Annotated in this window: 11 protein-coding genes; 6 read left to right on the top strand and 5 right to left on the bottom strand. The window is 39.3% G+C overall.

From position 1 onward, the window contains the following. Positions 1–82 precede the first annotated feature (82 nt). Both J0656_RS10710 and J0656_RS10705 read left to right on the top strand, forming a co-directional pair. The gene (locus J0656_RS10710) at positions 83–2,731 is read left to right on the top strand and encodes a carboxypeptidase-like regulatory domain-containing protein (protein WP_207033602.1); all 2,649 of its coding nucleotides are present in this window, start codon (positions 83–85) and stop codon (positions 2,729–2,731) included. 399 nt (positions 2,732–3,130) lie between these two features. Beyond that, positions 3,131–3,682 carry a hypothetical protein gene (locus tag J0656_RS10705; protein ID WP_207033600.1) on the top strand — a complete coding sequence of 184 codons (552 nt, stop codon included), beginning with the start codon at positions 3,131–3,133 and terminating at the stop codon, positions 3,680–3,682. 341 nt (positions 3,683–4,023) lie between these two features. Here J0656_RS10705 and J0656_RS10700 read toward each other — a convergent pair whose 3' ends face one another. Continuing rightward, the gene (locus J0656_RS10700; RefSeq protein ID WP_207033599.1) at positions 4,024–6,378 is read right to left on the bottom strand and encodes a hybrid sensor histidine kinase/response regulator; all 2,355 of its coding nucleotides are present in this window, start codon (positions 6,376–6,378) and stop codon (positions 4,024–4,026) included. Between the two features lie 431 nt (positions 6,379–6,809). Here J0656_RS10700 and J0656_RS10695 point away from each other — a divergent pair, with 431 nt between their 5' ends. The 4 genes from J0656_RS10695 (at position 6,810) to J0656_RS10680 (ending at position 9,597) form a co-directional block, all read left to right on the top strand. Continuing rightward, positions 6,810–7,256: a YHS domain-containing (seleno)protein gene (locus J0656_RS10695; RefSeq protein WP_207033597.1), complete on the top strand. Its 447-nt coding sequence runs from the start codon at positions 6,810–6,812 to the stop codon at positions 7,254–7,256. A 105-nt stretch (positions 7,257–7,361) separates the two neighbouring features. Next, on the top strand, positions 7,362–7,847 hold the full coding sequence (locus tag J0656_RS10690) for a DinB family protein (protein ID WP_207033595.1): 486 nt from the start codon (positions 7,362–7,364) through the stop codon (positions 7,845–7,847). Continuing rightward, entirely contained in the window at positions 7,835–8,551 is a 717-nt protein-coding gene (locus tag J0656_RS10685) for an NRDE family protein (protein WP_207033594.1), read from the top strand. The genes J0656_RS10690 and J0656_RS10685 overlap by 13 nt, the downstream gene beginning before the upstream one ends. A 5-nt stretch (positions 8,552–8,556) precedes the next feature. Then, positions 8,557–9,597, top strand: a complete 1,041-nt coding sequence (locus J0656_RS10680; protein ID WP_207033592.1) for an ATP-grasp domain-containing protein — start codon at positions 8,557–8,559, stop codon at positions 9,595–9,597. A gap of 5 nt (positions 9,598–9,602) precedes the next feature. Here the strand turns inward: J0656_RS10680 and J0656_RS10675 are convergent, their stop codons facing one another. The 4 genes from J0656_RS10675 to rpe form a co-directional block, all read right to left on the bottom strand. Then, entirely contained in the window at positions 9,603–10,076 is a 474-nt protein-coding gene (locus J0656_RS10675) for a glutathione peroxidase (RefSeq protein ID WP_207033590.1), read from the bottom strand. Between the two features lie 5 nt (positions 10,077–10,081). Further along, positions 10,082–10,501 (bottom strand): DoxX family protein, encoded by a 420-nt coding sequence (locus J0656_RS10670; RefSeq protein WP_207033588.1) that lies wholly within the window; start codon positions 10,499–10,501, stop codon positions 10,082–10,084. A gap of 82 nt (positions 10,502–10,583) precedes the next feature. After that, on the bottom strand, positions 10,584–11,570 hold the full coding sequence (locus tag J0656_RS10665) for a YpdA family putative bacillithiol disulfide reductase (protein WP_207033586.1): 987 nt from the start codon (positions 11,568–11,570) through the stop codon (positions 10,584–10,586). Then, complete coding sequence (gene rpe, locus J0656_RS10660) at positions 11,570–12,229, bottom strand: ribulose-phosphate 3-epimerase (RefSeq protein WP_207033584.1); 660 nt, start codon at positions 12,227–12,229, stop codon at positions 11,570–11,572. Before rpe ends, J0656_RS10665 begins: the two co-directional genes overlap by 1 nt. Positions 12,230–12,251 lie beyond the last annotated feature (22 nt).

Genomic DNA, 12,251 nt, shown 5'->3' with positions numbered 1-12,251 from the left:
GATTATAAAAAAAATTAACCCCCTATTACGAGGTTTGTTTGTTTCATGCCGTTACAATAATATATATATCCTGCTTATTTTAATGGTTCTGGCAAATGGGTATGTCCATGCCCAGAAAATAACCCTCGGTGGAAAGGTGTCTTCATCTACAGACGGCCCTTTGGAAAATGCCAATATCTTAGCGTTTGCAGTAAGCAGGAACACCGCAACGGTCTTCTCCATAAGCAACCAAAAGGGGGAATACCAGCTTAAACTGGAAAAGGGTGCTGCCTATTCCATTACAGTCAATTATTTAGGCTATGAAGAGTTGGTTTTTGAGTATACCGCCTTAAAAAATGAAATCAGGGATTTGGTGTTGACCCCAAAGGCCAGTGTATTGGATGAAGTGGTGCTGGAATATAAAATTCCCATTGAAGTCAAGAAAGATACAATTACTTATCAAACGGATGCCTTTGTCAACGGTAAGGAACGAAAACTGCGGGAGGTGTTAAAAAAACTTCCCGGTATAGAGGTGGATCGTGAGGGCAATGTTACCGCACAGGGGAAAGAGGTCACGAAAGTATTGGTGGATGACAAGACTTTTTTTACAGGCAACAGCAAATTGGCCGTCAACAATATTCCCGCGAATGTGGTAGACCAGGTACAAGTTTTGGACAACTACAATGAAATAGGTTTTCTAAAGGGGCTTCGGGATTCCAATGAACTGGCATTGAACATCAAACTCAAGGAAGATAAAAAGAAGTTTGCCTTTGGTGATGTGGAAGTTGCGGGCGGGCCGGATCGACGCTATTTGGTACACCCCAACCTATTCTACTATAGCCCAAAGACAACCCTGAACTTTATCGGAGATTTCAACAATGTTGGGACAAAGTCTTTTGAATTGGGGGACTATATTGAATTTAACGGTGGTTTTGGTAAGCTCTTGGGGGATATCCGGGGATATGTATCACTTGCCAATGATGATTTTTCGAAGTTTCTGTCCAATACCGATTTTAAGACCAACACCAACCGCTTTGGGGCATTGAACCTTAGACGATCCGTATCCAAAAAGACGGATTTCAACAGTTTTTTAATTGCAAGTAGCAGTGATGCCGAAACACAGGTGAACACCTTGAACATTTATAACGGCAACGATAACTCTTTTGATGAAAACAGGACTGAGACCGAAGCATTGGACGGTTTTTTCCTGTTGGGAAAATTGACCTTGGATTATGAGCCTAACAGTAAAGAGGACCTGGCCGCCAATACCTTTATCAAATTGACCGACAATAATGTAACGGGGGCTTTGCTGACCCAAAGTTTTGGAATGGAGAGTTCCTTTGCCACGAATTCCGCTCTACAGGCCATTGACGTTAAGCAGAACCTGGAATACAGCAAACGGTTTTCCAGAAAGCAGACCCTAAGTTTAGAGTCAACGATAAACCTCGTAAAAAGTACCCCTGTTAATAATTGGGTTGCCGACCGATCCTTTTTGGAAGGTCTTATACCAATTCAAGAGGACGACCAAATCGATATCCTGCAAGAGCTGGATAGAAGAACTACCACGATTGACCTAGTAGCCAAGGACTACTGGGTGCTTAACAATTTCAACCACCTGTACACTACCGTGGGGGCCAACCTGTTCTTTGATTCTAGTTCAACCAAAGAAATACAACACCTAAGTGACGGCAGCATCAACAACTTTGCGGACAATGGTTTTGGAAACGCAATCGATTATCGGTTTACCGATACCTTTTTAGGGCTGGAGTACAAGTTCCTAAGCGGAATCTTTACCTTAAAGTCCGGATTGTTTTATCATAACTATCTATGGGACAACTCCCAATTTGGAAATTCTGTCAATAATACCGCCAAGGCCCTTTTACCTGAATTCAATGCCGAAGCGGAATTCAACAACAGTGAAAAGTTACACTTCAGATATAAACAGTGGTTGCGTTTTCCGCAAAGCAATCGTCTGTTAGATAATTTTATGTTGAACTCCTTTAACAGTGTGCTTTTGGGCAATCCAAACCTACAAAGCGAACGCTTCCATTCAGTTTCCTTGACCTATTACAGGTTCAGTCTTTTTAGAGGGCTTAATCTCAACGCCTCTATTTCATATAACCGCAAAACCCAAACCGTTAAAAAGAACACCGTGTTGGGCGGTATTGACCAATTTGTAACCTATACCATGTTCAATGAACCGGAAAATTCATTGACAGGTGATTTTAGATTTAGCAAAAGGTTGGGGAAGGTGAAACTGGGCATTGACGCATCCGGAAATTATAATGAGTTTTTTCAATTGGTGAACGATAACGTTTCAAAAAACTTTTCAAGGTCCTTGTCCGTAACAGGTAAAGTTGAAACTTTTTTCGACAAACTTCCCAATCTAGAAATAGGTTACTCCTTTGAACCCTCCAATTTTGAGGCCTCTGCTGTGACAAATGAATTTATCAACAAAGAGTTTTTTGGTGCACTGTCCTATGATTTTCTAAATAATTTTAAGTTAAAAGCAGACTTTAAACAGGTAGATTACGAAAATCGAACCCAAAACCTTACCAATACTTTTAACTTGGCCAATATATCTCTGTTCTATCAAAAAGAGGACAGTCGATGGGGATTTGAAATTTCGGCAAACAACTTGTTTGATACTCACATCAGGAGGCAAAATTCGTTTACAGATTTTCTCATAATTGACCAAACTACATTTATTATGCCAAGAGTTGTTTTTTTCAAAATTTTGTACAAGTTGTAAGGATTGCTAAAGGCTAGTTTTAAGATTTTTTTGATTCGTATAACAACTAAAGGCAATCTGGTTCAATACTGCATATGTGTTAAAAGTTCTTAAAAGATTCAAATAATAATAACGCTATGATTATTAAAAAATTGAAATTTAGAGTGGTCCGTATTTAATCCCACAACCTGACTAGTATCTTTGAAATTTTGGTTGTAGTTGGATTCATACAAAAGAGGAATGTAGATACCCCAAAAATTAGGGCAGTAAGTTTAATCATTAAATTTACTGAATATACCATGAAGAAAATTCACCCCGAAGTTCAAGACCAAACAAAGAAAATTACATTTATCCTTTTGCAAACACTGCAAAAATCGAAAGCATACTTTCGAAAATGGACTTATATGTGGAGTTACTAATATGTCAGCAGATTTTAATGACTATTGTTCCGATTATCAACACGACAAAAGGCAATTGGATTTTCTTAAAAATGAATTTAAACAAGAAATAAAAGAAGAGTATCCAAAATCAGGACTTAAGGGAGCTTTATCTCAATTTGAATTCCAAAGGGTTCCCAAAGTACTTTTTAGAAAATTTAAAACTCGAGAAAAGCCATATGGGTTTGAAATAAGTAAAGACAACAAATATGATAAACGTTTATTAGGAATGATTTGGTTTTTGATAGCGCTATTGGTTTGGGGAAACTTAAAAAATAAATATTCTTGGGATTTGTCATCAGCAAATGTAATTGGAATACTTATTCTTTTTATAGTCCAGTTATATTTTATCTACAAGGGCTATTTCTATAAATATCCTAAATTGATGACGATTCAAGAGAAGGGAATTGATCTGAAGGATGACTATATTTACTGGACTGACATATTGGATTATGGAATACTGCAAGGGAAAGGTAAAAGGTCTTCAGAAAAGTATATAATAATTGGAACAATTTCATCAGGCATAAAAAAATAGACCTCACAAACACAAATATTTCTCAATTACAGTTCATTGAAATATTACAACATCATAGAAACATTTCACAAATTCCCATTTAGGAAGATGAAGGAGTTTTCAAAAACAAAGTTCAAATAAACGATTGACAATTTACATGGATAGATATTTAACCATATTTGATTATTATTGATTAATTTTGACTTATACGAAAGGAGATTGCTCAAAGTGGTCTGTAATTCGGTTAGTTACAAAACATAAGCAAGGCACAAGTCAATAAAGTTAAGGGCCAGCGGATGGGGTTCGAATCCTCCCTGGGTCACAATTAAAAAAGCACGCTTTTAAAGCGTGCTTTTTTGTTTTTATGCAACTTTATCAATTGCCTTGTTTAAGGCATTTTTGCTCATTTTTGAGAAGAGCAACGGACCGTTTACAGGCTTAGTGACCAAATCGTTCGCCCCCAGTTCAAATATTTTTTTTCTTGTGTTACTGGTATTATCAGCAGTAAGGACTATTATGGGTATTTGTGCATTACAATTTGCTTGGCCGCTTCTAATAATCGATGTAGTTTCAAACCCATCCATTTCGGGCATTTGTAAATCCATTAAAATAATATCAAAACTTTGGTCCTTCATCATTTCCAAAGCCTCTTTACCGTGATTGGCAATGGTTAGGTTGGCATTGGCCCAATTTCTCTTGAAAAGAAGTTTAACCACGGTCTGGTTCATTTTGTTGTCTTCTACATATAGTATGTTACCCGCTTCTCTATTAAGTAATATGTCTGTTTTTGATTCCTCATCCACTGTTATTTGGTCCTCATCAATTTCAAAACTTAGCGTAAGCTCACAGGTTGTGCCCAAATCAGTATTTTGTCGTAAATCAATTGTACCGTTTTGAAGGTCTACATAGGTTTTTACAATGTAAAGCCCCAATCCCAATCCGCTGTACTCGCGTTTGTCCATAAAGGATTTTTTGGTAAACGATTCAAAAATAGTGCTCATCTTCTCTTTGGAGATGCCAATGCCCGTGTCCTTTATATTAAAACGTATCGAGGCCGAGGCTTTGTTTTCGCTATTTCGATCACATAAAATATCGACTTCAACTTTTCCCTGATTGGTAAATTTGATTGAATTATCTAAAATATGGTTAAGGATTTGCGCCAGTTTAGCCTTGTCGCCCACAATTCTGAATGGCAAATTATCCGCAATCGATATGTTGAATTCCAAACCTTTGGCAAGTGCTTTTTTCTCTTGTGACCTTAAGATTTTGGTCAGTGTGGAATTCAAGTCAAAAGGAACTTCTTGTAACTCTTGATTCCCCTTTTCAATAACGGTAAAGTCCAAGATGTCTTCAATGTTTCCCAGTAAGTTCTTTGAGGAACTCAAGAGCATTTTGCATTTTTCATCAAGGTTTTCCTCCTCTTTGTTTTCTTGAAGCGATGTGGCCACGCCCATGATCAAGTTTAGGGGTGTTCGGAGTTCGTGACTGATGTTGGATAGAAATGAAGATTTAATTTCGTTCATGTCTTCGGCCCGTTGTAAGGCCAACAACTGGTTCTGTTCATTCTCCATTCTGAGGTCCCTGATTCTGTTGCTCATCGATATGGATAGAAATATAATTTCCAGACCGATTCCAAATTTGGTTCCGTTGCTAGTAAAAAATGAGTTTTCTATGGTATTGAAATTATTCAGAATAAATACTACAAAACCCAATATTAGAAAGCAAATACCAATTACAAAATAGTGGTCTACTTTTATTTTTTTGACTTTTAGTACTATTAATGAAGTTATCATTTGAAGCAATACCAAAATTCCAATGCCATTGGCCAACGGATAGCAGTATTCAAAATTGGGTGCCAGCGCCAAGATTAACATGCCTATAATAATGGATGCCCCCATTATATTGTTTGTAATGTGCAAGATGGGGCTGTTCTTTCTTAGGTTAAGGTATACGTCGCCGTACTTGCCAAAAAACAGTAGCGAGGTGAACGCCGTAAATAATACGGACCTATCTGACAGCCATCCGCCTTCCGGGGTAAAATATTGATGAAAAAATCCGTCTAGGGAAAATTGCATCAACGCAATGAACAAAACATAACAGGCATAATAAACAAAGGCTCTGTCTTTTAGCGCAAAAAAGAAAAAAAGGTATATAATGCTCGCCAAGACCAAAATACCATAAAAGAACCCATAAAATACCTGCTCTTTATAGGTGAGGTTAAAAAAACTGGTCTCCGGGTAAAGTTCCATAGGGAGCATAACTACCTCTCCATCGCTTTTTAGATGGATATAGGCCTGTATATTTTGACCAGGTCTGAGACCGATTTCAAAAATGGATTTTCTGTGCTTAATGGTTTTCTTGGAAAAAGGGATTTTATCCCCACTAAATTGTTTCTCCACTTGGCCTGTTCCATCTATGATGAATAGATTCACAATATCTGTAATGGGCCTAGCAGTTTCTAGGTAATATTGCCTATATCGATCGGTTGTGTTTTCCAAGCTGAAGGTCAGCCAGTAATTGTCGTTGGAAAATCCAAGATTTTCCTTCAAACCGGAGAGTGGAACAAAATCCAGACTTGGATTGTTTCTTATTTCCTCAAAACTATAATCTTTTTGCCCTGCCAGTAAAACTGATGTTATGGGGCGAAGTGAAATTGCTTCCGTGGTGTTTTCGTTTTGCGAAAACTGTGCGTTGGCAATAGAAATAGAAGTAAGCAATAATGCAATTAACCATATTAATGGCCTTGGGGGGGACATTTGATACATTAAGTAGGCTTTACTGATACCGTTTTTTGGAAAACAGAATCCTGTTAGTTTGGTTTGTATTTAAAACGTATGTATGCTACACTTATTATTGAATGGGCCAAACTTTGGATGTAATTGAGAAAAACCTCGATGAACGGAAGCTTTTACAAAGAGATACCTTTATTCGCGGTCTGTTATTAGTTTGAATTTAGTCCTAAAAGCCCCATGGTTTCCTCATAATCCGCGAAACTGTTACTGGATACACCAGTTGTTGAAGCAGTGTGAAGATTTAACCAACCGACAAAATGGAGGAATTGACCATCTTTTTTTCATAATCCAAGTATGGCTTGAAAGGAATCGATGGCTTTAAGGACTATTAAAGGGTTAAACTCTTAATTCCTGATATGATCAACAAGTTTATTCTCCTTTTGTCTTTAATGATGTGTACATATGGTTTTTCCCAAACCATTGATTATAATACCAAGAACGGGTATGCTGTTCAAGGTTATGATGTGGTCTCTTACTTTGATAAAACTCCATTGGAAGGAAAAGAAGAGTTCTTCACAACTTTTGATGGGGTCAAGTTTAAGTTCTACAATGCAAAAAACTTGAAAAGGTTTGAGGAAAGCCCATTCAAGTACCTGCCAAAGTATGGTGGCTATTGCGCTTATGCAGTCGCTGTGAATGGCAAAAAAGTGAACGTAGATCCAGAAACTTATGAAATCAGGAATGGGAAGCTCTACCTTTTCTACAACAAGGGAAAAAACAACACCTTAGAGTTTTGGTTGGACGAATCGCCGGAAGAACTGCGACAAAAAGCAGACGAAAACTGGGAGCATATCAAAAATTGAATATAAGCTTTTGACCAATCGGAAACCATACCGGGATTCAACCTTGAATTTTCTTTTTATCTTATACTCATAAATCAAAAAACGAATTATAAATAATCCACCATCATGTTCAAATCTTCTTTGAAAACATTGGAGCAGTTCAAAAAAGTACTGTCAGAATTACCCAATGGATGTTACTCGCAAACCTGCCAAATTCTTTCCAACGCTACTATAGGGCAGCACACCCGCCACATTATAGAACTGTACCTCTGTTTGATCAATGGATATGAGGTGGCAGATGTTTCATATGATAAACGGGAACGCAACACCAAAATTGAAGAAGATGTTGACTTTGCATTGGAACAATTGACCTATATCCAAATGAATTTGACGAAACCGGACAAGGCAATAAAGGTCACTTATGAATTGGCGGACGAAGAAGTCTGTTTGGATTCAAACTATTTCAGGGAAGTCATGTATAATTTGGAGCATACGATTCATCATCAGGCGTTGATCAAGATAGGTGTAAGGCATTTTTCGACCCAAAAAATCCCAGAATCTTTTGGTGTGGCACCCTCAACCATTGAATACAGAAAGGCATGTGCACAGTAAGTTTTATTTATTCAGGAGGTAAACACCTCATTACTTCCAACCGCGATGAACATGTTTCCAGGCCATTGGCCTTGCGGCCGCAGGAGGAAATCATAGGTTCTGTAAAGGTGCTTTTTCCAAAAGACCCAAAAGCTGGCGGTACTTGGTTTGCACTTAATGAAAATGGTTCGGTGGCCGTGCTCCTTAATGGCGGTTTTGTGAATCACGCGCCAATGGGGAACTATGCGCGTAGTCGTGGCCTTGTGCTATTGGATGTAATCGCATCGGAGCAACCTTATGATTTGCTTCAGGAGATGAATCTTCTCCATATTGAACCTTTTACTTTGGTACTTTACAATAGGAGGTTACTAGAATTTAGATGGGATGGACATCAAAAATATTATAGACCGTTGGATGCAACAAAAAATCATATTTGGTCCTCTGCAACACTATACAAAGATGAAGTGATTGAAAACCGAAGAAATTTATTTCAAAAATTCGTAGAAAGAAATTCCCATATCACTGCTAGCACCGTGGTTGATTTTCACTCCAATAATCACGATGATTTCGAAAACGGATTTATCATTGACCGGGAGACAGGTCTTAAAACCTTTAGCGTAACCCAAGCTGTTTTGGATGACGGTGAAATCGTGATGCGCCATTTCGATTTATTGAACGATAAACTTTTTGAAGTTCCCTTCTCACCAAGTCAACTTACGTTTTAAGTGCAATGGATTCGCTAAAACTGCTATGTCACCGTATCACACATTGGGAGTATTGGCCGTTTTGGCTGATTTATTATCCCATGTTTCCCGTTTGGTTATACTATTCCATCAAAGCACGTTCCTTTTTCTTTTTTAATGCCGCCAATCCCAGTATGAGAAATGGGGGGATGGCCATGATATCCAAAATGGAGATTTACAACATGATTCCTACGGAGTTTATTCCACAAACGCTCTTTTTTGATAAGGATGTTGCGCTAGGGAAGGCGTTGGAGCGAGTACTGGACGATGGCATCAGTTTTCCCTTTATCGCTAAACCCGATATTGGTATGAAGGCCTTTGGGGTAGAGAAGGTTCACAACAAGGATGAATTTCGGGAATATGTGTCTTGGACACCTTCACATTTCTTGGTACAAGAACTTATTCCATACCAAAAAGAGATGGGCATATTCTATGTCCGTAAACCCAATGAAGCTCAAGGTAAAATTACAGGGATGGTGTCCAAGGAGTTTTTGTCCGTCACGGGAGATGGACAAAGTACCATGTTGGAACTCATCAAAAAAAATCCCCGAAGCCATTTGCAATTAAAGGCATTGCAGAAAAAGTTTGGCGCCCAACTTCAAAATGTGTTGGCTAAGGGAGAAGAATTTATTCTGGTGCCCTACGGAAGCCATACGCGAGGGGCCAAATTTGTGGATGTCAGCCACAAAATCAATTCGGAACTGGTAAAGACTATTGATTTTATCTGCTCTCAAATGGACGGGTTCCATTATGGAAGATTGGATGTGCTCTATAATAGTTTTGAGGAGCTTTGCCAAGGAAAGAACTTCAGCATCATTGAAGTGAACGGGGCTGGGGGAGAGGCCACACATATTTATGACCCCAAACATTCCTTGTTCTGGGCTTGGCGTGAAGTGGCGCGTCATTGGGGCATGTTGTGCGAAATTAGCATTGCCAATAAAAGGGCAGGCCATACGTATTTAAGCTTCAAGGATGGTAGGGCCATGCTAAAACAAACCGGCGCTTTGCAGTCACAATTAAAATTTTAAAAAACTTAAAGGATATCCTTGATATAGCTCTCCATGGCACTGGGCTCCGTAGTGGGAGCAAATCGTTTTACGGGTTTACCTGTTTTATCGATTACAAATTTGGTGAAATTCCATTTGATTTTTCCACCCAACAAACCGCTCAACTCCGTCTTAAGATATTTGAAAATGGGATGGGGGTCGCTTCCGTTGACATCGATTTTTGCGAACATGGGAAAAGAGACCCCATAATTCATCTGGCAAAACTCTTTTATATCCTCGGCAGTTCCGGGTTCTTGGTTCCCAAATTGATTACATGGAAAACCCAATATCACCAATCCTTGATCTTTATAAGCTTTAAAGAGCCTTTCAAGCCCTTCATATTGAGGTGTAAGGCCGCATTTACTGGCAGTGTTCACCACTACAATGGTTTTGCCTTTATATTTTTCCATGGACTCTTTGGTGCCGTCCAAACGTTCCGCTTCAAACTTGTAGAATTCCATAGGTATCATTTTTGTTTGTTCATCAAATGTTTCAATGCTCCTGTGGACCAAAGGGCCCAAAGTATCAATACGGGCTGAAAAAACAGTCGGACGAATCTCTTCAAGTCGGTGTCCAGTCCAAAAGCGTCGATGCCATTGGTGTATTGCGAAATGTTTCCAGGGAATATCAATACATAGAAAATGGCCAGCACAATACCCACTTTTACCTTGTATTTGACCAAAAGGACCATGGCAAGACCCAAAAGTATCTCAACTAAACCAGAAGCTACCACCACAAAATCCATAAAACCCTCGCTAGTAGGTAACCATCGGGGTACTTGGGCCTGAAACTCCTCACGTTGAAAGGTAAGGTGACCGATTCCGGCCACGATCATCAATAGGCCAAGTATGATCCTGAATACATTTTGTGTTGTGCTTGTTTTCATTTGAAAGCTTTTTCAGATTCTCTTAAAGATAATCATATATAGAAGGAAGCCTTTTCTGAAAAGCTGCAAATGTTGACCCAAATCAAGATTCCTCTTCTACTGATTGCATCTTATGCTTTATGGCATTCATGATAATTGGAGCATGAATCCGAGAATTTTCGATAAACCATTTATGGGTTTCCATTCCGCCGCAAATCACACCTGCCAAGAATAGGCTGTCCACATTGGTCTCCATGGTTGCTGGGTCATACTTAGGTAACCTTTTTGGGTCGTTGGAGAGTTCGATGCCCAGTTTCTCCAAGAACGCAAAATTTGGTTTGTAGCCGGTCAATGCCAGTACAAAATCGTTTTCCAGTACAATTTCGCCTTCTGGGGAATTGATAACGATTTCATGGGGCTTTATTTCCTTGACGATGGAATTGTAGTATGCTTTAATGCTGCCTTCCTCAATACGGTTGATGATATCTGGGCGTACCCAATATTTTACGCGTGGACCGACCTCGGGGCCGCGGATTACCAAAGTGACTTCGGCACCTTTTCGCCAACATTCCAAAGCAGCATCTATGGCGGAGTTACTAGCACCGACCACAACTAATTTTTGACTTGCGTAAAAATGTGGGTCGTTATAATAATGGGATACCTTGGGCAATTCCTCTCCTGGAACATTCATGGTGTTGGGCAGGTCGTAGAAGCCAGTGGCCACGACTACATTTTTTGCTCGGTACTCATCTTTATCAGTTTTGACCAAAAAGCTTTCTCCTTGTTTTTCGGTATCCAGCACCTTTTCAAAAAGATGAATATTGAGCTTGTTGGAGGTCACGATTCTGCGATAGTATTCCAAAGCTTCGTTGCGTTTGGGTTTGGCCTCTTTACTTATGAACGGTATCTCGTCTATCTCCAACTTTTCGGAAGAGGAGAAAAATTGCATGTTCACGGGATAATTGAACAGCGAGTTTACAATTGGTCCTTTTTCAATGATAATGTAGGTGAGTCCTTGCTTTTTCGCCTCAAGACCACAAGCTATTCCAATGGGCCCGCCTCCAATGATGACTACATCAAACTTCTGCATTAGGCTATTTCTTCTTTTAATTTTTTTATGGTTTCGGCAGGGTCGGGACTTTTAAAAACAAAACTTCCGGCCACCAAAACATCCGCACCATGGTCGACCAGCTTTTTCGCGTTATCGGCGTTAACTCCACCATCAATTTCGATTAAGGTACTCGCATTCTTACGGTTGATGAGTTCCTTGAGGTCAGCTATTTTTTGATAGGTGTTTTCAATAAAGGATTGTCCTCCAAAACCTGGATTTACGCTCATTACGATTACAATGTCGATATCTTGAATGGTGTCCTCCAACAATTTTATGGAAGTATGCGGGTTAATGGCTACCCCAGCTTTCATGCCTTCAGCTTTTATGGCTTGTAAGGTTCGGTGCAAATGTGGACATGCTTCATAATGAACGGTCAAGTGGTCTACCCCCAAATCACCGAAAGTTTTAATGTACCTGTCAGGGTCAACAATCATTAAATGAGTGTCCAACGGTTTTTTTGCATGTTTGGCAATGGCCTGTATCACGGGCATTCCAAAGGAAATGTTGGGCACGAACACACCGTCCATCACATCTAAATGGAACCAGTCGGCATCGCTTTGGTTCACCATTTCTATTTCCTGTTGCAAATTGGCAAAATCCGAAGCCAATAAGGAAGGTGCAATAATTTTTTTGCTCATGTAAGAATCAACTCGTTCTCTA

The sequence above is a fragment of the Flagellimonas aurea genome, from assembly GCF_017313785.1.
Classification (GTDB): Bacteria; Bacteroidota; Bacteroidia; order Flavobacteriales; family Flavobacteriaceae; genus Flagellimonas; species Flagellimonas aurea.
Note: the sequence above shows the minus strand (reverse complement) of the source record. Positions and strands in the feature narration are given on the sequence as shown.